This is a genomic window from Streptomyces tateyamensis, from assembly GCF_003205575.1.
In the GTDB taxonomy this organism is placed as follows: Bacteria; Actinomycetota; Actinomycetes; order Streptomycetales; family Streptomycetaceae; genus Kitasatospora; species Kitasatospora tateyamensis.
Window position 1 is genome coordinate 86,627 of the sequence record NZ_PYBW01000039.1, and the last position, 24,032, is coordinate 110,658.

The window sequence follows — 24,032 nt, forward strand, 5'->3', positions numbered from 1 at the left end:
CGATCCGGCACAGAAGTACATTCCAGGGGGTTGGCCTGGTCGGCGGGTGGAACGGTGTACCTCGCTGACGGTGTTCGAGTCGGAACCGCCCATCCTTGTCGGCCGAGAGCTCCCACTGTGGGCCGAATGAGCCGAGCAAGTCGCTCACGAGGCCTGAGGGCATCATGAATCGGCGGCGAGTACGCGGAAGTGACGCTCGGGGTCGAACCGCTGCAAGCCGATCTCCTGCACGTCAGCCGCGTTGAGTGTGAGGCAGCGTTCGATCGCGCCAGCCAACTGTCTTGCCGCGACTTCGTCATCATCCTCAGGTGCTACTCGGGCAATGGCTCCGGTATTCGAGCACAGCGCAGCGTCCGCGCAGGTCCCGTCACGCCAGCCGATCGCGGCAACGGGTGTGCCGGTGCGCAGAGATTCCCCGAATACGGCGGCGCCGGCTTCCACGTAGTCGCGCGCGCAGGTGTAGACGTACGTCGCCGCTCGGGAGAATGCGGAAGTCTTGGCCGAGCCGCCCAGCTCACCGGTCAAGGTGACGTGTTCTGCAGCGAAGAGCGCTGCGTGGCGTTGCAGGTAGCCACGGTCGAAGACGGGCCCCACGATGCTGATCCGTCGGCCGAGCAGCTGAGCGGCGCGGACGGCGAGGTGCGGCGCCTTCTGTTGGTCGATCCGGCCCAGCCAGACGAGGTCACGGCCGGGCACGGCTGGTGGCTCGACCTCGCCAAGGCCGAGATGGACGGCAAGCTCCTGTGCTGGGCTGTGAGTTCGGTAGCGCGCGGTCATCTCAGGCGAGTAGCAGTACAGACGGGACCGGGTGCCGTCAAAGGCATCGGGCGTGTGTTGGAAGGTCGGCGAATGCTGGAACGTGGCGATATCGCAGTCGAGCACGTCCCAAGTCCGGCGCCACGCCGGAACGGACGGATACTCATGACCGACGACAACCAAGTCATATTTGCTGCCGACCAGTTCACGCGTCTGTCGGTCACCCGGCCGGAGGCCCTCGAAGCGAACGGGACGGATGGTCCAGTTCTCTCCCAGGTCGCTCCTCCAGCCGGGGCCGAGGAGGTGTACGTCGGCGCCTGCGGCTCTGGCGCCTTCCGCTGCTGCCCAGAGCCAGCGTTCGATCCCGCCGTAACCGGCGGGCGGGAAGGTGTATTTGCTAGGGAAGTCGCAGACGCCGACTAACACTTATGCCTCCGTTGTTCCGTCCGCCGCGATTCGGCGGAATCCGAGGTAGGGCACCAGGGCCTCAGGCAGGACGACCGATCCGTCGTGCTGCTGCCCCTGCTCGAGCAGAGCCGCCAGGGTGCGGCCGATGGGCAGACCGGAGCCGTTGAGGGTGGCGACCGGCTTGGTCTTGCCGTGCTCGTCACGGGTGCGGATCCCTGCTCGGCGGGCCTGGAAGACACCGGTGTCCGAGCAGGAGGAGATCTCGCGATAGGTCTGCTGGCTGGGCAGCCAGACCTCGATGTCATAGGTGATCTGGGCGGAGAAGCCCAGGTCGCCGGCGGCGAGCTGAACGACCCGGTAAGCCAGGCCAAGCTCCTTCAGACAGGCCTCGGCGTGCCCGAGCATCTTCTCCAGCTCGGCCTGCGAGTCCTTCGGGTCACAGATGCGGACCATCTCGACCTTGGAGAACTGGTGCTGGCGCAAGATTCCGCGGGTGTCACGGCCGTACGAGCCGGCTTCCGAGCGGAAGCAGGGGGTGTAGGCGGTGAGGGCCAGCGGCAGGTCGGCGGGCGGAATGATCTCGTCCGCGTAGAGGTTGGTGAGCGGGACCTCGGCGGTCGGGATCAGGAAGAGCTCGCGGTCGCCCATGCTCGTCGCGAAGAGGTCCTCCTCGAACTTCGGCAGTTGGCCGGTGCCCGTCATGGTCTGACGGGTGACCAGGTAAGGCACCGAATGCTCGGTGTAGCCGTGCCGCTTCGTGTGCAGGTCCAGGAAGAGCGCGGCGAGAGCACGCTCGATGGCAGCGCCGGCGCCTCGAACTACACTGAATCGCGAGCCGGAGAGCTTGCTTGCCCGCCCGAAGTCCAGGATGCCGAGAGCCTCACCGAGGTCCACGTGGTCCTTGGGCTCGAAGGAGAAGGACTGCGGAGCGCCGACCCTGCGCAGCTCGACGGCGTGCTCGTCGGAGTCCCCCTCCGGGGTGCTGTCGAGCGGGAGGTTCGGGACGGTGAGCAGGAGGTTACGGAGCTCGGTCTGAGCCTGCTCCTGCTCGACCTCGGCCGAGCGGATCAGCTCCTTGATCTCGCGCGCCCGCTCCTTCAACGCCCCTGTGTCCTCGCCCTGGCGAGCAGCGTGTTGGACGTCCTGGGCTACGCGCTTGGTCTCGGCCCGCAGTTCGTCAACCCGGAGGATGAGTTGGGATCGACGGGACTGGAGGGACTCCAACGCAGAAAGATCCAGGGTGTAGCCGCGGCGGGCGAGGCGGCGGACCGCCTCCGGGCCCATCTCGATGAGGGCGCGGGGATCATGCATGGGAGTTCTTCTCCTCCTGCTGGACGGGTAGTCCATCGAAGGTAGCAAGGACGCGCTCGTCCTCCAGCCGCATAATCCAGCGCCCCGCCGCCACAGTGTCCCTCTCCTCCGCTTCAAGGGCTTCGAAGAGGATCGATGTCATAGCTTCGAGCTCGGCATCTGTGATCTTGATCAGGTAGAGGCAGGGCACTTCATCGAAGAAGAGCGGCAGAGCCGGGACGATCCCGTCGAGAGTGCGCCCCAGCCAGCGCAGTACGGAAGACAGCAGTCCGTGCGCGACCACCAACCTCGGTGAGGGCGACGCGGTGGTGCGCAGCAGCCCGACGAGCATCCGCCGGATCGCCTGACGCTGGGACTCGCGGGCACCGGGCGGGCATTCCCATGGGCCTTCCACCACCAGCCACCGCGCATACGCAGTGTAGGGGCCACCCTCGAACTGTCCGTAGTCCAGTTCATCGAGGGCCGGCTCAACGTTGACGGACGTGTCTGCGCCGCCCATCAGGCGACGAGCAGTCTCGCTCGTCCGGGCGAACGAGGATACGACCCAGCCCTCCGGTTCGATGGCGCTGATGATGCCTGCACCAGTACGGCAGCTGACCTGCCCAGCCGTATCGAGCGGAAGCTCAACGGTCGGGTCACCGTTGACCCGGTGGTCGGCGCTGTACTGGGTGCTGGCATGACGTAGGAGATAGGTCGTCATGTCGTGCGCCACTCCTGGACGACGGTAAGACCGAGGTCCCCTGCCAACCCGGCGATCACATGCTCCATCACGGACACACGGTCGTCTTCCACTTCGCGGTAGTACAGGAGGCCGTCCACACACAGGGCAAGGCTCCAGCGGCGTAGCCGGCGTGGATCGAGGCCGGCGGTCCTGACGGCGATCTCGAAGCGGGCTCGGGTACCACGCCCGAGGTCGTAGTAGACGGTCCAGAAGGCCCAGTCGAAGATCTGGTCGCCGACCATCGGCAGGGGATCGGCGAGAACGGGGTTCCTCTCACGGTCGAACAGGACGTTCTCCCGGTAGATATCCGCATGGAGGACTACCGCTCCTACCGGGTCCTGGCGCAGCTGCTCGACCAGTCTCTGTCCGAGCGCCGCGCCGTCGAGGGGCGGCCGGGGGCCTTGTAGTTCCATGCGCCGCCGCACCCGGGGCAGCATCTCGTCCGCGAGGAAGTCCCCGAGGCGGGGCAGCGCGGGGTGGTGGGAGCCCGGCGCTTGGCCGAGGGCGTGCAGCCGAGCAAGGGCGTCGGCCACCACGGAGTACTCGTCCGCCCCCGGCGGCGCAGAGCCTCCAGGCTCGGTGCCGACCAGCTCCAACGCCGCGATACCTAGGTCATCGGCCTGGTGGAGCACCCTCACGGCCGGTCCGCCGACCCAGAGCGCGAGGGCGATCACCTCGTTGCGGTACCGCTTGTCCTCCGGCCATGCCTTGAGCAGAATCGTGCGTCCGTTGCTCCGCTCATGCGTGACCATCAGCAGCGAGGCGTGGCCTGCATCGTGGTAGCGGTCCAGTATCAGCCCCCAGCGCTGCGCCGCTTTGACGAACAGCTCTGGGGCTCGGGCCAGCCAGCTGTACACTCCGGGACCATAGTGATCCCGGAGGCGGTGCCATGCACTGCGCGGGGGCACGAAGGGCTTTACCGTCGCCCGCATCAGCTGAGCCGGACGCCGCGGTGGACCAGTTCGTCCGTCAGCTCCGGGAAGCTGCCGAGCGCCAATGCGACTTGTGCCTGCACCTTTGCGATCTCCGGGGTCCCAGCCGCGAGCCGGACCAGCACCTTCCAGGGCTGGTCGAGACGCTGCCCGGTCGCGCTGACGAGATGGACCTCGGCGTAGCTGCCGGTCTCCTCGTACAGGCGCTGGGCCAGTCGGGTCGCGGCCAGATTGTACAGCTTCCCGACGTGGTAGACGGGGTTCTTGCCGCTTGCGCCTTCCAGGTTCATCGGGCGGAGCGGGGTGATCAGGCCGTTGACCCGGTTGCCGCGGCCGACGACCCCCTCGTCTCCCGACTCGATGGAGCTGCCGGTGTAGGTCAGATACAGCTCGTCCTTCTCCGGGACGTCACGGGCGTTGAGGAGGAAGGTGATGTCGACTCCGGGGAGGTGCTGCTCCGCGAACCTGGTGCACTCGGCCATGACCTCCTTCGTGTTGGCGAGGTACGCGGTGCGGTCGGGTACGTGGTCGGACTTCTGCGGGACGCACAGGATTGCCTCGGCCCTGGCGCCGTCGAAATGACCCATCAGCTTCACGTCCGAGCCGCACCACGGGTTGGCCCTGGTGAACTCGCTAATGCCGGAGAGGTGGTTGACCAGCGCATGGGAGAACGCCTCGAACGGGGCCATCGGCGCCCAGCCAGTGCCGAGCGAGGTGTCGTTGGCGAGCAGGACACGGCGCTCGCGCAGGTCATCCACCGAGCGGGGGGCGAACCAGCGAGACCGGTCCGTGCCGCCCCCGTCGGTGACGACCGCGCCCGGACTGGGGTTGCTGGTGATGTTGAAGACTAGGTCGAGGTGGCCGGCGACCTCGGGCAGCCGCTCCTGGAAGAAGGCCAGGACGGCCTGCTCGGCCAGCTCTCGCACCGGGATGTCCTTGCCCCCGCAGGCGTAGGCCGCGCGGCCGTTGAGCAGGACCTTGACCGGTGCAGTCATTCGGCCGGCCCCGTAGCGGACTTCACAGGAGCCACCGAGCAGCGCGAGCTTGTCGAAGTTGTGGTGAAGAACGGCGCCGAAGCGGTCGAGTGTGTAACGGCTGTAGGTGCGGGAGAGCTCCTCGGCCAGGTGATCGGCGAGGGTGTCCGGGTGACCGAGGCCCTTGCGCTCCAACAGGACGAGATCGGTAGGGCACGGGCGCCCGGTCTCGATGGTGATGCTGCTGTTCTGCACGGTGGTGCTGACGCGTTGCATGGCGGTCCTCCAAGTCGAAGTAGTGCTGTCGGTTGAAGCCGGGGTCCATCCGCTTCATCTTGGTGTCGACGATCTTCAGTGCGGCGTCCTCGAACCGCTGTGTGATCCGGCTGGCTGGCCAGGCTGTGGCCCACCGCATCGGGCTGAAGGAGGGCGAGCGCATGTTCCCGCTTGAACCTGGCTCTCGGTCTCTTGCTCACTTTGTGCTTGCTGATCGAGCAATCTGACGGTCCGTCGGATCCCTGACGCTGAGACTTCCCGTGCGAGTGAACCGGTTTTGGACCGCTCAAGATCAGATAGCCAGGAGGCCCCAGACGACTTTCGCGGCGCCTCTGCGTTGCCAGCCCCAGGCTGACGTGAGGGCCTCCACGATGAGCAAGCCGCGGCCGCGCTCATCGCCTAGGCCGCTCTGGCGGCACCGGGGAGCACCTGCCGACTGGTCCACAACTTCGATCAGAAGGCTGCTACCGGCTTGCTCCACGGTGATCTCGACACGCTCTTCGGGACGGGAAGCCGCCAGGGCATTGGCAACGAGCTCGCTCAGGACCAGTTCGAGGTCATCCAGCAGGTCGACGGAGATGCGCCCCGCGAAGTGGTCATGGACTCGTCGCCGAGTTGCGGCAACTGCGGAGGCATGGGGGCGGACGACGCAGGTGAGAGTGTCGAGGACAGCGCCAGGCTGGTCGATGTGGGCCAGCCTGAAGCAGCGTCCGGTGATGCTGCTGGTCGGTGCTGTCGTCGCCGCAGCGGGCTCACGACTGTCCACGGACACACCTCGCCCTATGTCGGATGGTGGTTGGCGGCCCTCATCGGCCGACACTTCAAGGCTGACGGCTCGGCAGGTTGCAGGCGAGTACCCGGATGCGGACAGGACGGTTGTCCGCATCGCTGGTTACCTGGCCGGGGTACCGTCAGAGATCGGCAACAGTCCGTCAGAATCGCGAGGATCGAATGGCTGACGAGGTCAGCGGACCGCTCGACGCGGCCTGGGTGGCGCGCAAGAAGACGAGCTACGACGAGCTCACCTTCGCTGAAGGAGCGTTGTGGTGGATCCAGTCTGATCCTGAGTCCGGGGGCGCCCGTCGGCTGGTTCGACTGGGTGACGACTTGGAACCGCGACCGCAGACGCCCGCTGACATTTCGGTCGGCGGCTGGCTGCACGCTTACGGAGGCGGGTCGTACGCCGTCGGACCTGAGAACCTATGGGTTGTCGGGGCGGAGGACAGCAAGGTCTACCGGATCGTTCCCGATGAAGTGCCACGAGCCGCTGTGCCCGATGCGGATGACTTCCGCTATGGCGATCTGCACTACTCCCAGGGCGTTCTGCTCGCCGTCCGCGGCAACGAGAGCGGCGACGAGATTGTGGAGGTTGCAGCAGATGGCAGCCAGGTCCGGGTGCTGGTCAGCTCGACGGGCTTCCTGGCAGCTCCGCGTCTGCACGGTGATGCGCTGGCCTATCTGGAGTGGGACGCAGACCGGATGCCGTGGGACTCCTCCAGGCTGCACGTTGTCCGGCGGCCTGGTAGGGGCACGGTTGTCGCAGGCAGTGAGAATGAATCCGTGGTGCAGCCGCTCTGGGGGCCTGACGGAGCACTGTACTTCCTCTCCGATCGGACCGGCTGGTGGAATCTCTACAGCTGGGACGGCACCGTGCGGTCGGTCGCGCCGATAGAGGCGGACTGCGCACCGGCTCCCTGGGAGGCCGGCTATCAGTCGTTCGCCTTCCTGCCGGATGGCGTGATCGTGTTGACGGTCCATGACGGCTTCCAGACCCGGCTGGTCATCCTCGGGCCTGATGGAAGTCAGGCCATGCCAGAAGCCGGCCTGACGTCCATCAAGCCATATATTGCCGCCTACGGAGGCCAGGTAGCCGTAATCGGCTCGACCCCCTTCAGCGCGCCCTCGTTGCGGTTGCTCGACCTCGCCGGAGCCGCGCAGGAGATCACCGCCGCATCAGCCGCCCACAATGCTGTCGTACGCCCGATGCTCCGTGGGGCGAAGCTGGATGATCGTGTGGTGCGCTACCTGTTCCATCCGCCGACCGGTGGTAGCGATGACTCAGCCGCCCCACTGATTGTCAGGGCGCATCCTGGCCCGACTGATGATGTGCCGATGAGACTTGACTGGACGGTGCAGTACTTCACGAGCCGCGGCTTCGCGGTGGCTGAGGTCGCCTACCGGGGAAGCACCGGCCAGGGCCGCGCGTTCCGCCAGGCGCTTCACGGCCACTGGGGCGAGTATGACGTGGCAGACTGCGAAGCGGTCGCCGAACAACTCCTCGCCGATGGAGTCGCCCGGCCGGGAGCGGTCTTCATTACCGGTGCGAGCGCTGGCGGTTACACGGCCCTCCAAGCAGCCTGCAGAGTCGGTCCGTTCACGGCGGCTACTGCTACCTCGGCCATCGTCGACCCGGTACGTTGGACGACCACGGCCCCACGATTCCAGCGCCCGCATGCTAGGGCCCTCGCTGGTCCAGCTGGCCCCGTTCACGCGAACATGATCGCTCTGCCCGTCCTGTTGATCCATGGGACTGAGGACGGTATTGCCCCCGTAGCGGACGCGCAGCACCTCGCGGCCGGGTTGGCAGCCCGGAGGCACGACTGTGAGGCCGTGATCCTTGCTGGAGTTGGCCACTATCTGTCCTCGTCAACCAGCTTGCAGGCGGCGCTGGAGGCGGAGTTGGGGTTCTACGAGCGCGTCATGAACGAGACAGCGTGATAGCGGCTGCCGGGAGGACTGCTCGCACGTACTCGTCGAGCTCGGAGACTGTCTGTCCAGCGTGGGGCTTGAGGTCAACCAGGAGCCGGGCGATGCGTTCGACGGACCGTCCGGACGACGTACGGGCCGCGTAGCCGACTGCTGCTTTCCCGACGGCGCACGCCTGCTCGATGTCGCCCGATCGCAGCCAGGTCGAAGCGAGTAGCGCGGCATCGATCGCGAGCCGGCGAACCCGGTCGGGTCCAACTCCCTCCAGCGCATCGGCGACCTGGGTGCGAGCGGAGGGAGCCCGCCCGAGATCGTTGAGGCAATGGGCCATTTCGTCGGCTAGGTATGCCCTGGTGAAGTAGCTGATCCATGGGGGCTCTTCGCCGACTACCGAGGAGTTGAGCAGGGCTTCCGCTTGGAGCAGGAGTTCGGTGGTTTCCCTCTCGTTTCCCATGCGCGCATGCGACCTGGCACTGACAGCCGTGATTGCCGCGCGGGTCGCGGGACTCGCTGCCGTGTCGATTACCTCGACTGCGGCTTGCGACCAACGAAGGGCTATGGAGGGATGGTTGCAGTGCAGGGCGAGGTGGCTCAGGTTCACGCCCACGAGGTATCCGCCGTAGGCGCGATCCCCTGTCCGGGCTGTCAGCTGCAGCGCCCGCCTGTAGTGAGACTGTGCCCATCCGGGGCGGCCGGAGTCCACGGCCTGGTAGCCGGCAAGCTCCAGGAAGCCGGTCGCGATCCTTGTTCGGTCGAGCTCCACCCCGGGGGCAGCGGCGGGTCGTGACAAAAGGCTGCTGAGCTCGGAATCGATGTAGCTGGAGAGATGGGCGCCGAAGTGGCCGGGCCCGTGCGCGTGGTCTAACCGGCGAAACATGTCGAGAGTGGCCTCAGCGACCAGGACATCTTGATCAGTGACCCACAGTCCATCGCTCGATGGGAGCTCTGCGAGTACTGGTGAATCCGTCGCGACCCACCGCGTGATCAGCGACTCTGAAGCCTCTGGGACGAATCTCGCGGGCTGAAGCCGCTCTTTCCGAGGAGACGTGGCTCGCCGTCGCTCCTCCTCAGCGGCGACCCACAACTCCAACAAGCTCCCGTCTGCCTCCAACACCCGGTCGCACGCCTCAATGAGCTGACGGTTTGGGAACCTCTCCGTCGCCTCAACCCGACGGATTAGATCACCGCTGCAGTGGACCGCTGCACCCAACCGCGCCTGGCTGAGCCCCTTCCGGCTCCGCAACTCGCGAAGCGCAGCTCCAAGTCGCGCTTGCGCCGATCCCTCCGCCACGATCTCCCGGGCTTTCGCCGACACATTGCCCCCTCGCTGGCCGCGGCCCGCTACCGCGCCTCGCGGATGCGTGACTGTCACGATAACGGCCTTGTAGGCTCTGTGTATCCGGAACTACACGGATGGTGACGGCGTGAAGAGTGGACGAGCAGTGGTTCGGCTTGTCGTCCTAGGCGCTCAGAGCGGCTCTGCCTAACTGATCTTTGCCCGGTGTTGCGTGAACAGATCGTGCCGCTGGTGGCCGTCCTGGCCGATGAACGCCTTGAACTCACCCAGAAGATAGGCGATGGCGCCGTTGGAGCGTTCGGTCATGGTCATCTCGAAATCACGGTTGAGGTGGTTCAGGTGGCGCTCGACCTCGGGCTGCTCCATGACGGTGCCGGTCTTGGCCAGCTTGGCGATCATCTGGTCCACCGTGAGCGGGCGGGTGTTGCCGCGGAGCAGACGGTAGACGGGGTCCTGGACCGCGGCCGTTGCTTCAGGGAGAACGCGCGGTTCGCCGGTCTTGCCCAGAGCCTTCTTGATAGCTTCCCCGAGTGCCCTGGCTACCGGCGGGGGAAAGGCGTTGCCGATCTGGCGGTAGACCGTCGTCTTGCGGCCCTTGAATTCCCACTTGAAATCGTCGTCGTCCCAGCCCTGGATACGCGCGACCATTTCAGTGGTGAGCTTGGGGTGCCCATCGACCGGGAAGTCCGGACCCGGTGCCTCATTGGCTACGCCCATGGCGTCGACGCCGAGGTCCTTCCAGGCCCGCTTGGCGCGGGTCGGGCCGAGGTCGGCCCCGCCGTGCTTCTTGGAGCCGCCGACAATGGTCGGTGCAATGTCGTTGGCCGTGAGTACCCACTGCTCCGTGGGCCAGCCGTTCTGGCCCATGAGGTCCTTGAGGAGCTCGCCCACTGTGGGAGGCTTCGTCGCGTTCGGCTCCGGCCAGGAGAAGTAAGGGGCAAATTCGCGCTGGAGTGCAACGAGTACGAACCGGGGACGCAGCTGCGAGACACCAAAATCGTTGGCCTGCAGCAGCTTCCACTCGCCCACGTAGCCGTACTCGTGCAGCTGGTCGAGGACGTGCTGACGATAGGCGGAGAAGCGATTGGCGCTGAGGCCGCGCACGTTCTCCAGTAGCAGTGCCTTCGGCTTGACGATGCCGCAGGTTTCTACCGCCCACGCGAAGAGGTCGCGTTCATCGTTCGCGCCGAGCTGCTTTCCTGCAATGCTGAACGGCGGACACGGAACACCCCCTGCCAACAGGTCTACGCCCTTGTGGTCGGAAGGATTCCAGACGCTCAGGTCCGCGACATCACCGACTCGGACAACCTCGTCGCCGTTGGGAAGGTTGTGTCGCAGGGTGTTCGCCGCGTTGGCATCCAGCTCGACCGCCAGCCGGTGGTGGAAGCCCGCGCGTCCGAGCCCGAGCGACTGTCCGCCCGCGCCGGCACAGATCTCGACGACCTCGAACCGCTCATCGGGCTCGGTTGTCGGCATGTGATCTCCCTCTAGCGGCGCCTGGCGAGCCAGCGCAAGGGGACAGGCGTTGCCGCCCGGCCCCACGAACTTAACGAGCATCCAACTACACCTGGCACTGGGGAAGCACGATACCCGCGGGTATCTCAGAGCGATGCTGACCAGCGTGGCGACCTGGATCCGACTGTGAAGTCTACGGGGCCCCGCTGACAGCGCCGGCCGCGCCTCGGCCCAGGCCCCGGTCGGCAAGGCTGCTGACCTGAACGGGGTTCGTCGGTTAGTCGCTGTCCGGGTGCGCAGGGCTGCTGGTCAGCGGCACTTTTGCGCGCCGCGCGCTGTTCGCGGCCTTGCCATCAGTCAGTGCCTTCCGGCGCTCGCTTACTGCGGTGACCGTCGCGACCGCGCACTCCTTCGGGTCCTGATGCTCCCAGAATCTCAGCACTAGCCACCCTTCCGCTGCCAGCCGGGCATCGGTGTCCCGGTCCCGCTGGATGTTCCCGCCGATCTTGGTCTCCCAGTAATCCGGGTTTGTCTTTGGTGGTACGAAGTGGTCCGGGCAGCCGTGCCAGAAACACCCATCGATGAAGACCGCTACTCGCACAGGACGGAACACGAGGTCAGCAGTTCGGCGCATCTTCGGCAGTGGCTTGACCGCAACGCGGTAGCGCAGCCCGGCGGCATGGACGAGTGAGCGCAGCGCCAGCTCGGGGGAGGTGTCCCGGCTTCGATTGCCGAGCATGCTCTTCCGGTTTGCGGCTGAGGATGCCCACGACCCGTCTGGCGCTACCCAGGCGGGGTTGGTCTTTTGAGAGTCAGACATGCTCATATTCCCGGCAGATTCGGTGCGAGTTCCTCGGGATCTTCCGGCAACGCCAGTGTCCAGCGAACACCGTCGAGGTCGACCCACGGCACCTCTCCATGGTCTGCCCTCAAGCGGGTGAGGCGGGCGCTGAGGGACTCCCCAGCCTGAGGGACGGCCAGACCGAGACGCTGTGCTACCTCCCCATGGCTTGAATAGTCGCCCAGGATGACAATGCCGCGTGGCCGAAGACGGGTGCGTGAACTGCCGCCTCCACGGACTCGCCTCATGTAGTCCTCCTGCATGGCGACGGTGGCCACGACGCTACGGCTGACCAGTCGGCGCTGTGCTCGGAGGAACAGCTCGTCCAGACGACGCTGCCCGCCCTTGTGGCTGAAGATCGCGGTGATGTCCTCGGGCGGCAGCCGCAGCAACACGTTGTCCTGCAGTGGCGCGTCCTTGAAAAGGCAGCGCACCGAGTTCTTGCCAGCCGCATTGAGCGTGCGCTTCCCGTCGCGATTGCCACCAGGGTTCAACAGCTCCGGGCGGGCACGGACCAGCCCAGCACACCACTTCGCCTCGCTACCGCTCGCCCAGACTACGAGCAGCAGCTCGCCGTGCGCCTCCGGCGGGACCATCCAGGAGCCGCGCTTCTGCGAGACCTTGCAGTCCACGTCGACGCCAGCGATCTGGTAGTCCATTCGCTCTCCGTCGGCAAAGGCGAACTCCCGCTGGAGGTTGATCTCGATGAGGGTTCCGAGGTGGATCTTCTCTGTCTTGTACAGCTGGTCCCACCGGAATCGGCCGGTGTGCTGGCCGTCCAGGAGCATGTCGATACTCCGCCGGATGGTGCCTGCGAAGCGGCGTCCGGCAGGGTCCTCGTCCAAAATCTTCCTGGCCACCGCGTCCAGCTGTGAGTCGTGTTCCGTCCACGCGGCCCAGAGCTGCGACTGCTCAGCCTCGGCTCCGTGGTCCACGGAATCCAGGGTATCGGCGCTGCTGTCCGACCAGGAGACGTCGACTGTCTCCTGCGGGCCGGGGTCAGACGTGGGCAGCTCCTCGCCCGAGGTAGCCCAAAAGCGCCCGGATATCGGCCATGTCCATACCCCCGGCCACCGACGGCTCCTCGACCAGGTCAGCGAGCTGCTGGACGGAAGGATCGTCGAGGATGCGGCCCATGAACTCGAGCTTCTCCTCAAGGCGGAGGGCCACTACCTCGTCCACTGTGCCCGAGGCGGCCAGGACGGTGACCCTGGTCTCCGCGTCTGGGTCGAGGCCGAGACGGTGAATGCGGTCCAGGCTCTGCAGGAACCGCCCGGCCATGAAATCCCGGTCCACGTATACGGCGTCATGGCAGACATGGTGCAGGCTGATGCCCTCGCCGAGGGTGGCGGGGTTGGAGAGCAGCACCATGCAGTCAGGATCCTCGCGGAAGCGCCGCAGCTGCTCCTCCCGGTCCTTGCTCCCGCCGTGCACCACTGCTGGCTGATAGCTAGTCAGAAGTCCTTCCAGGGTGGTCAGGCTGCGCACGAACGTGGTCCACACCAGGGTCTTCCTCCCCGCAGCCGCGTTCTCAGCCACGATGCTGAGCGTCTCCTGGTATTTCGGGGACAGCTCATAGCTGGGGAGGTTCTGCAGCAGCGAGAACAGCGAGTCGGTCGGCAGTGCCTCCAACGGCGGGACCTGGTAGGCGAGCGGCTCGTACCGGCTGCTGCCCTCTACCAGCAGCGCGGGGCTGGTAGCCGCCATCAGCAGGCGTAGCAGTGCCTTTCCGAGCGAGTCGAAGTCCCCGCGTGAGCCCTCCGCCCGGGCGGAGTACCGGCCTACCAGGGCGTCGTAGATCTCCCGGTGGAGCGGGGGCATCTCGACGTAGCGAATCCGCGGTTCGAAGGGGGGAAGCCCGAGCTCGTGCTTGGTCGTGCGAGTGAACAGCGGCTTCAGCACCGCGCTCGCATAGGCCAGATCGCCGCCGGCCACGGCGTCGTTGACTACTCGCCGCCCGCGCCCGGGCCATACGAACGAGAGCAGGCTCTCGAGGTCGCGAGCCCCGTTCGGGGCCGGCGTCCCGGTGAGGATCAGGCGGCGCCGACTCAGCGGGCCAAGTGCCAGACAGGCCGAGCCGTAGGTACCGCGCGCACCGAGCTTCATCCTGTGCGCCTCGTCGAGAATGAGCATGGAGGGGGAAGAGCGCAGCCAGTCAGCCAGGGCGGTCAGTGACCGGTCCAGCCGCTCGTAGTTGACGATCAATATCTCTGCACCTGGGTCCGGCGCGCCATCCAGGACCTGGACGCGCAGCGGCTCCTCAAAGCACTCGGTGCTTTCGTGCTGCCACGACTCGTAGGCCGATTTGGGGCTCACAACCAGGGCTTTGCGGGCCTCGCCGCGCTTACGGGCGGCGGAGTAGACGGCCAGAGCCACCCGGGTTTTCCCGGCGCCGGGCACGCTGAAGTTAGCGCCGTGCCCGAGAGATAGCAGCCGGGCGATGTCGCGCCGTTGAAAGGAAGTCAGATCGGCGATCCAACCTGCATCGAGCAGCGATGCGACCTCGTCAGGGCTGACCTGTCCGGCCGCTGCAGCGCCCTCGCTGTCAGTCAGCTGGAGCTCCGCCGACTCGGCATCGTCGAGTACACCGTTGACGAGGTCGAGCAGAGTCTCCTCCCACTCGACGTCCTCAGGCGCCGGCCACTCGCCGAGTTCGTTGATGCCGACCAGGAAGTCGTCCAGGTCGACTTCAGCGGACAGCGGGCCCCGCGGGCTCCCGGCCGCGAATCGGGCTGCGAGCCTTGCCAGATCAGCCTGGAATGCCGAGGCCGCGCGAAGCACGACACGGGTCCGCGTCACATCGAAGGCAAGCCGAAGAGAGGGTTCAGCGGTGGTCATCAGGCCTTCTCTGCAGCAGCGTCAAGGAGCCACGAGACCCCGTCGCCGGGCACCTTGATGCTGCGCGCTGACTCAAGGGCGAGCTTGCCGAGCATGGCGCGCAGGCTCTGGACGGCTTCGTCGTACGCCTCTTCGTCGAGGCTGTTCGACGCCCTGGCCATGACCAGGTCCGTGATGCACTGTTCGAGATCCTGACAGGCATCCGTGATGCGGTCTGGGGCTGCCTGGCGGCGCTTGCGGACCCGGGCGTCCTTGCCGGCGAACTCGAGCGAGCTTGAGAAGGCGTCCCTGGCTTCGGCAATGGTCCGGGAGGCTTCAGCAAGCTGGGGGGCCGGCACCTTGTCGCCTGCGGTCTCCACTGCCAGAGCCTTGAGGACTGTGTCGGTAAGCGCCTTCGCCACAGCCACCCCGGCGCCAGCAGCCTTGACCGAGCGGTTCAACCCGGGGATCGCGACCGTCGCCGGGGCCGCAGTCGGCGCAGGCTTCAGCGAATCAGGCAGGAGGCGGTCAAGGTAGCGGGCGTGGAAGTCCGGCTCAATGAGCCGGACGTCCGTCTTCGAGTACCCCAGTGCGATGGCGGCGAGCCGGCTTTCCTTGAGCAGGTCGGCCTTCTCCTTACTGACTGCTGAATCCTTGAGGTACCGGCGGTGCAGCTCGCGGAGCTTCTCCTGAGCCTCCTCGAAGTCCAGCAGTCGGAGCTGAGCATCGCCCGTGCTGCTTCGTGCGATCAGGTCGCGCAGGCACGACAGGATCCAGACGTCCTGCTCGGCGGTCTCCTTCCGGACGTGGAACTCGCGTGCGATGTCGGGCAGAAGGCGGCCGGCCGACACCTGCTCATCGATGGCGATCAGACGGTTGATGTAGGAGTAATCGCGCCGGTGGTCCTTGCGCAGCTGCAGTGACAGCTCGACAGTACTGATATCCGCCCAGGTACACGACTCAGGCAGGACGCCCACCCGGATGCTGGGGACACCCAGATCCTTGAGGGCAGCACGCCTCGTGTTTCCGTTGACCAGGATTCCGTCACGGGTAATCAGGCCGGGGTCGGTCTGCTTGAATTCCCGCAGACTTTCCATGAGCGCGTCGAAATCTTTGTCGCGCAATGCAGGGTCCTTGGGGAGGGCCCGGAGCAGGAAATGCAGATAGTCCTGGCTATCGTCGCTCCAGGGGTCCTCATCGAGGGCCCGGTCGCGAGCTGGCTCATGGCTGCGCTGCGCGCGGATCCGGTGTGTTCCCGGATTGAAATAAAGGTCGTTGACCGGCATGTCGATGACCTCGACATGCAGCGGCTTGCCGCGCCACTCGATGGTCAGCGTCTCTTTGATGCCGGTGCCTTCGCGGACTTCTCTGAGCCGCTCCTCCACAAGTGCCCGGTTGCTCGCAGCAAGCGGTGGCGCACCGAAGTCCGTCCTCATGGATCCCTCCAAAATCGTCAGTCCAGCTCTTGATCGGTGCGGTGGGGCGGCGGACCGCTCCTACAGCGGGCCGCCACCGTACCGCGTGCATGTGCGAGAGCCTGGGCTTAACCCAGTGCGGCCTTGACCTGTTCCCGGGAGTCCGCCGGCAGCGAGCGGAATGCGGCCCACAGGTGTTCCAGCTCGCTGAAGTCCCGAGCGTCCTGCGCGACCCAGCCGGCCAGGATCCCGCGCTCGAAGCCCGAGAGCTGTTTGATCTGGCCGAGCACCCCTGCGAGATCAGCAGTCAGGCCGCGCCCACCCACGCGGCAGCGGTTGCACTCGATGACCAGTTGCAGCTCGGTCGTCCCGTCAGGCAACTGGACGTCGCGCCGCGCGATGTCCAGCTGAGCGGCTTCGAAGGTGCCGGCGTAGGTCTGGCCCGGCGTGATCCCGCACGAGCGGCACATGTGGCTGTCCCGTGCCAGCAACTCGCGCCGCTGGGTAGCTGTGACCACCGTGCCGGTCTTCTTGCTGGCCTTGCCGGGTTCCCACACGGGCTGACCCGCCTCCACGAACCGCTGTTCGTGCGCGCCGAGGCTCAGGTCCTCCCGGTTCGTGTCGATCCGCCAGCCGAAGTCGCGCAGGTCACGCATACGGCGGTCGATCTGCGCGACCTCCGGAAAGGCATCTCGGAGCTGAGCCTTCGTGAACAGGTTCCCCTCTCCGACGACCTGGACCAGCCACAGGGCAGCCCGCTTCATCGTGCCGTACTTCTCGTCTTCCCAGGACGGCTGCTCCATGTGCGCACCCCAATGCGTGTCGGTCTGTCAGAGAACTCAGCCTTGCCCGTGGAACCAGGCCGAGGCGACTGCGAGCAGGTCCATTTGACCTGGTCGGCGACGGCAATTGGAAGGGGATGCGGATCTTTCGCCTACCTTGTGAATACCGAGAGCTTCACGGGCGCTGTGCTTTGGATCAGACTCGACCTTGCAACCGTGTGTTCAGTGAAGACGAGGAGTCGCGCTTGCCAGCGCCAGGTCAGATCAGGGCAGGGATCGACCCCGATGCTTCACCGGCCCACCGAGAGTTCGCCCGAAGGCTGAGGCAGCTGTGCCAGCTGATCACCGAGGGCAGCTCGGGGCCGAGCAGTCAGAAGGCAATCTGCGAAGCCTTCGAGGCACGTGGAAAGATCGGTGGTGTCTCCCAATCGACGCTGACCAGCCAGCTGGGTGCTAGACGAAGGCCGGACCTGTACGTGGCGCGGGAGCTCCATGCACTTGCTTCCGAGGTGGTAGAGGCAGACCCGGGCAGCCCCGCTGTCCCTATCACGCTTGCAGAGCTGGAAGCCCTCCACGCCAGTGCAGTGATCAAGCACTGTGACTGCTGCGAATTCGGCGCCCACGTGCCGCCTGTCGGTGTGGCGCAACATGCGGCAAGGCCAGTGGCAACGGAGGCAGAGTCGCCGGCCCTGACTCGCTCTCAGGAGTTGCCGGTCCCCCCGCCAGAGGGGGACCGGCAACATATCGGGGCAACTGCCCGCGCATGGCCGCCGCAGAGTTACCTCGAGCAGCACCTTCGTGCCGGCCGGACCGAGGACGCTCGGGTGATCCTCCGTTACGCCGGCGCCGCGTCAGCTCTCGTTGATGTTGTGGACGCGATCGCAGCTTGTCGGGCGGGAGAACTCGATGACGCCGCTGACACGATCTTGTATCACGCCGGCCGGCGTGATCCGAAGGATGTCCTCGGCATTGTGCGACTGTTCATCGAGCAGAGTCGACATGCCGACCTGGGCATTCTCCTGAGTGCGACTGAGCACGGGTAGGCAAGCTGTTCCAGGCTGCGGCTGCAGCCTGGAACAGCCAACGCGAAGGGCCCCGACCTTGACAGTCGGGGCCCTTCGTCTATCTTGCTCTGGCGGTAGCGGTGGGATTCGAACCCACGGTGAAGTTGCCCCCACACACGCTTTCGAGGCGTGCTCCTTTGGCCGCTCGGACACGCTACCGAGAGAGACTCTACCCGACCGGGTGGGCGGGGACGAAATCCGTTCTCGTTGTCGGGGCGGGCCTGGTCAGCGGTGGGGGGCGAAGAAGGTGAGCAGGGGGGCGGCGCACTCGTCGGGGAGCACAGAGGAGATGACCTCGGGACGGTGGTTCAGCCTTGGGTCGCGCAGGGCGTCGAAGAGGGAGCCGGCTGCGCCCGTCTTCGGCTCGTGGGCGCCGTAGACGACGCGGGCCAGGCGGGAGAGGACGATGGCGCCCGCGCACATGGTGCAGGGTTCGAGGGTGACGACCAGGGTGCAGTCGGCCAGGCGCCACTCGCCGATCGAAGAAGCCGCCTGGCGGATGGCGAGGACCTCGGCGTGGGCCGTCGGGTCGCCGGTGGCCTCGCGTTCGTTGTGGCCGCGGCCGATCACGGCGCCGTCGGGGGAGAGGACCAGGGCGCCGACCGGCACGTCGTGGGAGGCGAGGGCGAGGAGCCCCTCCGTGATGGCCTCGCGCATCGCCGGCTCCCAACGGGTGCGGACCGGGTCCGGGCGGACCGGGGCCGGCAGGGGCGGGATGTCGACGGCGAGGTGGGGCTGCATTCCCTCAGTGTGCGGGATGCAGCCCCTGCGGCGGACAGTCAGCGCACCGCCTCCAGCACCTCCGCGCAGCCGAGCGCGTCGGCGATCTCGGAGAGGGCGTCGCCGGGCGCGGCGGCCTCGTCGGCCAGTTCCAGCAGGGCGGGCGCCGCCACGCCGAACTCGGCAAGCAGTTCGGCGTCGCCCAGCGGGCCGACCGGGACGCCGCCCGGGCCGGTCAGCGGCGCGTCCTCGTCGTCGTCGGAGTCGGAGAGCTCGGCGTCCTCGCTCTCCTCCAGTTCGTCCACCAGGCTGTCGATGTCGTCGAACTCACTGTCGCCGGCCCGCCCGACCAGCTCCTCGGTGAGGACCACGTCCCCGTAGGAGCTGCGGGCCGCGGCCGCGGCGTCGGAGACGAAGATCCGTGGATCCTCCTCGCCGTCCACCCGGACGACGGCGAACCACGCGTCCTCCTGCTCGATGAACACCAGCACCGTGTCGTCGTCCTGTGCCGATTCGCGTGCCAGGTCGGCAAGATCGGCAAGGGTCTCGACGCTGTCCAACTCGGTCTCGCTCACATCCCACCCGTCCTCGGTGCGAGCAAGCACTGCAGCGAAGTACGCCACCAGGGACTCTCCCAAATGGTCTCGGCCGTAGGCGATCTCGGGCGAACGCGGTCTGGCCGCCCCCGCACCAGAGGCGGCCCGCTGTTCGGACCGTCCCACCGGCATCGTGACAGATAGCCAGCCCTTGCGGGGAGTCTTCTACGCCGCGTCTTCGCAGGTCGTGTCGGATTCGGCAGCTTGGTGGCCGGGATTGCACCGTTGGGTGACGCCGGAGGGGCTGGGTGGCGCTCAGATGCGGAAGGTGCGCATGCGGAGCGCCTCGCGCATGCGACGCTCCTTGGTCTTACGCGGCTGGACCCGGGCGCGCAGCTCGCGGGCCTCGGCGAGCTCGCGCAGGAAGACGGCCCGGCGACGGCGGCGCGCGGCCTCGGTCTCCCGGGCGGGCGCGTCGTCCTTCGGGGCGTCGGCCGATTCGGCCGCAGGATCCTCCGGCGTCCTCTTCATACCGTCCGACTTTCCCAGAACTCGTGAGTAGAAGCCACAGGAGGGAAACAGGAGAGAAAGGAGAGGACTCGCGACACGCCGGTGAAGGCCGGGGAGGGGCCGGACGGGGCCCGGTCCGGAAAGAAGGGCAGCTGGACGGCGGCTGGACGGTCGAAGGCACTCCTGGACGCGGTTAAGGTCGAAGGCATGCGGATCCACGTCGTCGACCACCCCCTGGTGGCCCACAAGCTCTCCACGCTGCGCGATGAGCGCACCGACTCCCCGACCTTCCGTCGCCTGACCGACGAGCTGGTCACGCTGCTGGCGTACGAGGCCACCCGGGACGTGCGGACCGACGAGGTCGAGATCACCACCCCGGTCGCGGTCACCACCGGCGTGCGGCTGAGCTACCCGCGCCCGCTGGTGGTGCCGATCCTGCGGGCCGGCCTGGGCATGCTGGACGGCATGACCCGGCTGCTGCCCACCGCCGAGGTCGGTTTCCTCGGCATGGTGCGCAACGAGCAGACGCTGGAGGCGTCCACCTACGCCACCCGGATGCCGGACGACCTGTCGGGCCGCCAGGTCTACGTGCTGGACCCGATGCTGGCCACCGGCGGCACCCTGGTCGCGGCGATCAAGCTGCTGATCGAGCGCGGCGCCACCGATGTGACCGCCGTGGTGCTGCTGGCCGCGCCGGAGGGCGTGGCGGTGATGGAGCAGGAGCTGGCCGGGCTGCCGGTGACCGTGGTGACGGCCGCACTGGACGAGCGGCTGAACGAGCACGGGTACATCGTCCCGGGCCTGGGTGACGCCGGCGACCGCCTGTACGGGACCGCTGGGTAAGAAGTCAGCCAGGAAGTCAGGCGGGTCAGGCAGGAAGCCGGGTAGGACTTCGACAACGGAAAGGGGCCCTCGCGACTCGCGAGGGCCCCTTCCTACGTGCGGTCCTACGTGTGGACGTGTGGTCAGCAACTGCCCGGCAGGGCCGAGGCGGCCGGCGAGGGCTTGAGGGCCTCGGTCAGGGCGGAGGCGGCGGCGGTCGGGTCGAGCAGCGCGGTGTAGCCGTCGCCGATCACGAAGTCGACGCTGGTGTCGGTGCGCTGGTCGGCCATGGTGCTGGCACCGGCCACCTGGGCGCCGACCAGGGCGGCCGCGCCCGCACCGGACTGCCCGGCCACCACGACCGCGCTGCCGGGCACCTTCTTCTGCAGCGCGGACGGCGCGTTGCCGACCTTGCCGACGGTGAAGCCGCGCTTCTTCAGCTCGTCCGCGGTGTGCGCGGCCAGGCCCGCCTTGTCAGTGGAGTTCAGCACGTTGACCGTGACGGTCTGCGGCGACGGCGCGGCGGTGACGCCGGGCAGCGGGCTGCCCAGCGCGCTCGGCGAGGCGGCGGCGGACCCCGAGGCGGACGCCGAAGCACCGGCGCCGGCCGAGCCGGAGGCGCCGGGGGACGGCGCAGCCAGCGGTTTGCCGCCGGCGCCGGCCGCGGCCGCGTGGCCGGACGGGTTGGCGGAAGCGCAGGCCTGCGCGGCACCGTGCTTGGCCTTGCCGGTGAAGATGTCCACCACTTGCACGCCACCCAGGGCGATCAGTGCCAGGGCGAGCAGCGAACCCACCACCACCATCACCTTGCGGCCGCGTTTGGGCGGCGGACCGAGGCGAGGGTAGCTGGTGCCGGTGATCCGGAACTGCTTCCCCTTCAAGCCTTGGGGAGTCAACATGCTCACAGTCTGTCTCCCCTTGCTCGAAGGACAGCCGTTGGCGGCGATGGTGGGCGCGTCGGGCATGGTCGTCGGGCGCGGGCACCGGAAGTGGAACCGGGGGCCGTGATGCGCTCAGACCGTGGTCAGCAGCCTAGTCCGGTTCCTGGGATGAAGGTAATAAATGATCATCAATTGGCGCAGGCGAGCACTCGAAAGGGTGTACTGACGGTCAATCGACAGCCCCGTCCGAGTGATGGGTGGGGTACCGGGCGAAGAATCGGTGGCGCGGATGGCAGTGACTGACAGGAAATCAGTCCATCTCGAGCACGCGGGCGTGCAGCACCTGACGCTGCTGCAGCGCGGCGCGCACCGCGCGGTGCAGGCCGTCCTCCAGGTAGAGGTCGCCGTGCCACTTGACCACGTGGGCGAAGAGGTCCCCGTAGAAGGTCGAGTCCTCGGCCAGCAAAGTCTCCAGGTCCAGTTGGCCCTTGGTGGTCACCAACTGGTCGAGTCGTACCGGACGAGGGGCGACGTCTGCCCACTGACGGGTGCTGGTCCGGCCGTGATCCGGGTACGGCCGCCCGTTGCCGATGCGCTTGAAGATCACACGGAAAGCCTACCGTTAGGGCGGCGGCCGGCGCAGCAGGCTGACGGTGCCACACCGCAGGAAAGGTGGCACACCGTCGAAATGCCGCCCGCTTGGCGTCACGAGCTGTCCACGCCCTGTCCGCGCAGCGCCGCGCCGATCCGGTCCATCGAGGAGAGCCGCATCAGGCCGTAGTTGTAGAACTCCACCTCGGGCACCCCGAGCCCGCGCAGCACCGCGATCTTCTCGGCCAGGTTGGCCGGCCCGTCGCAGTCCTGGGCCATCGGCCGCAGGATCACCGCCAGCTCGGCCGGCCGGACCCCGTGCAGGCCGAAGGCGGCGACCTTCTCCCGCACCGCCTCGGCCGTCCGCGCGTAGCCGAGGGTCTCGATCCCCACCCCGGCCTTGGTCAGTGCGGGCAGGTCGATCCCGGACAGCCAGCCGGTGCCGGGGCCGCCGGCGTCCATGAAGCTCAGCCGCATGCCGTGCCCGGCCGCCCGCTCGGCCAGTGCCGCGGCCAGCGAGGTGACGGTGGCACAGCTCGCGTCCAGGTAGACGGCCAGCTCGCCGTCGGCCAGCCGGTCCAGCTTGCCGGGCTCGGCGGCCGCGTCCTCCTCGGTCAGCCGGCGGCGCAGTTCGGCGGCCACCACCTGGCGCACCCGCTCGGCGGCCACGCCGCGGGCGGCGGCGGCCGCGGTGCAGTGCGGGCAGAAGCAGATGCCGAGCAGCGCCTCGGCGAACGGGCCGAGCTCCTCGAAGTAGCGCTCGTGGTGGTAGCCGTGCCGCAGGCCGTGGAAGTGCAGGGACTCGGCGCGGATCGCGTCCACGCCGTACCGGGCCAGCTCGTCCACCAGGGTCAGCGCGTACTGGCGCACCTCGGGGTTGGCGGGGCAGAGCTCGGTGAGCAGGCGGTCGCCGAAGGCGTTGGCGGGGGCGCAGTCCGGGTGCTCGAAGCCGAGCCGGTCGTTGTGACAGAAGACGGTCCAGGCGTGCAGCTTCAGGCCGCGCCGGCGGGTCTGCTCGGCGGCCTCGGCGAACGGGTCGCGCTCGCCGATGGCGCGGGCCGCCGGCGGGGCCAGGCGGCGGCCGGACCAGCGAGCCGGGTCCGGGCGGAAGTACGCCGCGCCCGGCTCCAGGTAGCGGACCACCCGGGTGGGGTGGTGCGGGAAGACGTCGCGGGCCTCGTGGTAGACCGAGGCCAGGGTCAGACCGCCGACGCCGGCCCGGTCGGTGAGGTTGCCGAAGAAGGCGTCCGCGCCCTCGTCGAGCAGGTCGGTGGCGAAGGCGAGGACGGACGACTGCACGGGGGCGCTCCGGAGCGAGGGGTCGGCAGGACGGCGGGGGACTGCGGACTGCAGGACGTCGGGATGGCGGGACGTCGGGACGTCGGGGATGGCGGGACGGCGGGTCAGCTCACGCTAGCCGCCGGCCCGGGAGTGGTCTAGACCTAAAAGAGGGCTGCCCGAGCCTTGGCCCCGGGGCGCCGGCCCCGGCCCCGACCCCGGTCACAGGCCGAGGTCGTCGAGCTCCTTGAGCAGCGCCGAGCGCTCGGACCCGGCCTGCGGCGTCGAGTGGCCAGAGCCCTCGCGGGCCGCCGGCCCGGTCGGCGCGGTCGGCCCGCCCCCGCTCTGCCGGTCGCGCAGCAGCCATGCGCCCAGGCAGCCGCCGACCAGACCGCCCAGGTGGTCCAGCCAGCTCACCCCGCCCGGCGCGCTCGGCAGTGCGCCGAACACCATGTACGCGAAGCTGGCTGCCATCACCAGGCCGATCAGGGTGTCGATCAGGTGCCGGTCGAAGATGCCGCGCAGCACCACGTAGGCGAAGTAGCCGAAGACCAGCCCGCTGGCCCCCACGGTGATGACCCGCGGGCTCTGGAAGATCCACACGGCCAGCCCGCAGGTCACCGCGAGCAGCACGGTCAGCAGCAGGAACCGGGCCACCCCGCGGTAGGCGGCCAGGAAGGCGAAGACGAACAGCGGGCCGGAGTTGGACTCCAGGTGGGCCCAGCCGAAGTGCAGCAGCGGGGCGCTGAAGAACATCGGCAGCGAGCCGAGGTCGTGCGGGCGGATGGCGTACTGCACGGCCAGCGCGTTGTCGTCCGACCAGTTGCCCAGCTGCACCGCCCAGACCACGGCGAGCAGGGCGAAGACCACGAAGAAGGCCATGCGCGCCTCCGCGATCATCGCGCTCTCGGCGCTGCGGACGTCGGTCTCGGCCATGTG

Annotated in this window: 23 protein-coding genes and 1 tRNA gene; 2 read left to right on the forward strand and 22 right to left on the reverse strand. The window is 67.7% G+C overall.

The annotated features are described in order from the left end of the window. Positions 1 to 162: 162 nt before the first annotated feature. The 6 genes from C7C46_RS12645 to C7C46_RS12670 form a co-directional block, all read right to left on the reverse strand. Positions 163 to 1,182: a glycosyltransferase family protein gene (locus tag C7C46_RS12645; RefSeq protein WP_110668854.1), complete on the reverse strand. Its 1,020-nt coding sequence runs from the start codon at positions 1,180 to 1,182 to the stop codon at positions 163 to 165. Then, positions 1,183 to 2,475 carry a serine--tRNA ligase gene (gene serS, locus C7C46_RS12650; protein ID WP_110668856.1) on the reverse strand — a complete coding sequence of 431 codons (1,293 nt, stop codon included), beginning with the start codon at positions 2,473 to 2,475 and terminating at the stop codon, positions 1,183 to 1,185. Then, positions 2,468 to 3,175 carry a histidine phosphatase family protein gene (locus C7C46_RS12655; RefSeq protein WP_110668858.1) on the reverse strand — a complete coding sequence of 236 codons (708 nt, stop codon included), beginning with the start codon at positions 3,173 to 3,175 and terminating at the stop codon, positions 2,468 to 2,470. The genes serS and C7C46_RS12655 overlap by 8 nt, the downstream gene beginning before the upstream one ends. Continuing rightward, entirely contained in the window at positions 3,172 to 4,053 is an 882-nt protein-coding gene (locus tag C7C46_RS12660; RefSeq protein WP_181442321.1) for an aminoglycoside phosphotransferase family protein, read from the reverse strand. Before C7C46_RS12660 ends, C7C46_RS12655 begins: the two co-directional genes overlap by 4 nt. Positions 4,054 to 4,127: 74 nt before the next feature. After that, entirely contained in the window at positions 4,128 to 5,378 is a 1,251-nt protein-coding gene (locus tag C7C46_RS12665) for a methionine adenosyltransferase (RefSeq protein WP_110668862.1), read from the reverse strand. Between the two features lie 292 nt (positions 5,379 to 5,670). Beyond that, entirely contained in the window at positions 5,671 to 6,144 is a 474-nt protein-coding gene (locus tag C7C46_RS12670) for an ATP-binding protein (protein WP_181442322.1), read from the reverse strand. Positions 6,145 to 6,329: 185 nt separating this feature from the next. On the opposite strand from C7C46_RS12670, the gene C7C46_RS12675 reads away from it, so the two are divergent. Further along, positions 6,330 to 8,096, forward strand: coding sequence for a prolyl oligopeptidase family serine peptidase (locus tag C7C46_RS12675; RefSeq protein ID WP_181442323.1), 1,767 nt, complete (start codon positions 6,330 to 6,332; stop codon positions 8,094 to 8,096). Here the strand turns inward: C7C46_RS12675 and C7C46_RS12680 are convergent. The 12 genes from C7C46_RS12680 to C7C46_RS12730 form a co-directional block, all read right to left on the reverse strand. Next, positions 8,077 to 9,456, reverse strand: a complete 1,380-nt coding sequence (locus tag C7C46_RS12680) for a helix-turn-helix domain-containing protein (RefSeq protein WP_342775396.1) — start codon at positions 9,454 to 9,456, stop codon at positions 8,077 to 8,079. The two genes, C7C46_RS12675 and C7C46_RS12680, sit on opposite strands and share 20 nt — an antisense overlap. 111 nt (positions 9,457 to 9,567) lie before the next feature. Continuing rightward, the gene (locus C7C46_RS12685) at positions 9,568 to 10,938 is read right to left on the reverse strand and encodes a DNA cytosine methyltransferase (RefSeq protein ID WP_245984381.1); all 1,371 of its coding nucleotides are present in this window, start codon (positions 10,936 to 10,938) and stop codon (positions 9,568 to 9,570) included. A 175-nt stretch (positions 10,939 to 11,113) separates the two neighbouring features. Beyond that, positions 11,114 to 11,656, reverse strand: coding sequence for a very short patch repair endonuclease (locus C7C46_RS12690; protein WP_110668867.1), 543 nt, complete (start codon positions 11,654 to 11,656; stop codon positions 11,114 to 11,116). A gap of 2 nt (positions 11,657 to 11,658) precedes the next feature. Continuing rightward, positions 11,659 to 12,612, reverse strand: coding sequence for a NaeI family type II restriction endonuclease (locus C7C46_RS12695; RefSeq protein WP_110668869.1), 954 nt, complete (start codon positions 12,610 to 12,612; stop codon positions 11,659 to 11,661). A 64-nt stretch (positions 12,613 to 12,676) separates the two neighbouring features. Further along, positions 12,677 to 14,515 carry a DEAD/DEAH box helicase gene (locus C7C46_RS12700; RefSeq protein WP_110668871.1) on the reverse strand — a complete coding sequence of 613 codons (1,839 nt, stop codon included), beginning with the start codon at positions 14,513 to 14,515 and terminating at the stop codon, positions 12,677 to 12,679. Next, the gene (locus C7C46_RS12705) at positions 14,515 to 15,930 is read right to left on the reverse strand and encodes a transcriptional regulator (protein ID WP_110668873.1); all 1,416 of its coding nucleotides are present in this window, start codon (positions 15,928 to 15,930) and stop codon (positions 14,515 to 14,517) included. Before C7C46_RS12705 ends, C7C46_RS12700 begins: the two co-directional genes overlap by 1 nt. 107 nt (positions 15,931 to 16,037) lie before the next feature. Continuing rightward, positions 16,038 to 16,712 carry a hypothetical protein gene (locus C7C46_RS12710; RefSeq protein WP_110668875.1) on the reverse strand — a complete coding sequence of 225 codons (675 nt, stop codon included), beginning with the start codon at positions 16,710 to 16,712 and terminating at the stop codon, positions 16,038 to 16,040. 830 nt (positions 16,713 to 17,542) lie between these two features. Then, positions 17,543 to 17,728: a hypothetical protein gene (locus tag C7C46_RS34295; RefSeq protein WP_146259071.1), complete on the reverse strand. Its 186-nt coding sequence runs from the start codon at positions 17,726 to 17,728 to the stop codon at positions 17,543 to 17,545. 96 nt (positions 17,729 to 17,824) lie between these two features. Further along, a tRNA-Ser gene (locus C7C46_RS12715) sits at positions 17,825 to 17,914 on the reverse strand. Between the two features lie 66 nt (positions 17,915 to 17,980). Further along, on the reverse strand, positions 17,981 to 18,496 hold the full coding sequence (gene tadA, locus C7C46_RS12720; RefSeq protein ID WP_110668877.1) for a tRNA adenosine(34) deaminase TadA: 516 nt from the start codon (positions 18,494 to 18,496) through the stop codon (positions 17,981 to 17,983). Between the two features lie 38 nt (positions 18,497 to 18,534). Beyond that, positions 18,535 to 19,050: a tRNA adenosine deaminase-associated protein gene (locus C7C46_RS12725; RefSeq protein WP_245984383.1), complete on the reverse strand. Its 516-nt coding sequence runs from the start codon at positions 19,048 to 19,050 to the stop codon at positions 18,535 to 18,537. 276 nt (positions 19,051 to 19,326) lie between these two features. After that, positions 19,327 to 19,542, reverse strand: coding sequence for a hypothetical protein (locus C7C46_RS12730; protein WP_110668881.1), 216 nt, complete (start codon positions 19,540 to 19,542; stop codon positions 19,327 to 19,329). Positions 19,543 to 19,728: 186 nt separating this feature from the next. Between C7C46_RS12730 and upp the strand changes: the two genes are divergently transcribed. Beyond that, complete coding sequence (gene upp, locus C7C46_RS12735; protein ID WP_110668883.1) at positions 19,729 to 20,364, forward strand: uracil phosphoribosyltransferase; 636 nt, start codon at positions 19,729 to 19,731, stop codon at positions 20,362 to 20,364. 122 nt (positions 20,365 to 20,486) lie between these two features. On the opposite strand, the gene C7C46_RS12740 is transcribed toward upp, so the two are convergent. From C7C46_RS12740 to C7C46_RS12755, 4 genes are all read right to left on the reverse strand, one after another. Then, complete coding sequence (locus tag C7C46_RS12740; protein ID WP_146259072.1) at positions 20,487 to 21,242, reverse strand: LytR C-terminal domain-containing protein; 756 nt, start codon at positions 21,240 to 21,242, stop codon at positions 20,487 to 20,489. A 292-nt stretch (positions 21,243 to 21,534) separates the two neighbouring features. Further along, complete coding sequence (locus C7C46_RS12745; RefSeq protein ID WP_030273186.1) at positions 21,535 to 21,831, reverse strand: type II toxin-antitoxin system VapB family antitoxin; 297 nt, start codon at positions 21,829 to 21,831, stop codon at positions 21,535 to 21,537. A gap of 98 nt (positions 21,832 to 21,929) precedes the next feature. Continuing rightward, positions 21,930 to 23,114: a glycoside hydrolase family protein gene (locus C7C46_RS12750; RefSeq protein WP_110668887.1), complete on the reverse strand. Its 1,185-nt coding sequence runs from the start codon at positions 23,112 to 23,114 to the stop codon at positions 21,930 to 21,932. A 201-nt stretch (positions 23,115 to 23,315) separates the two neighbouring features. Next, a complete protein-coding gene (locus tag C7C46_RS12755; protein WP_110668889.1) occupies positions 23,316 to 24,029 on the reverse strand; it encodes a rhomboid family intramembrane serine protease in 714 nt (237 codons plus the stop codon). Positions 24,030 to 24,032 lie beyond the last annotated feature (3 nt).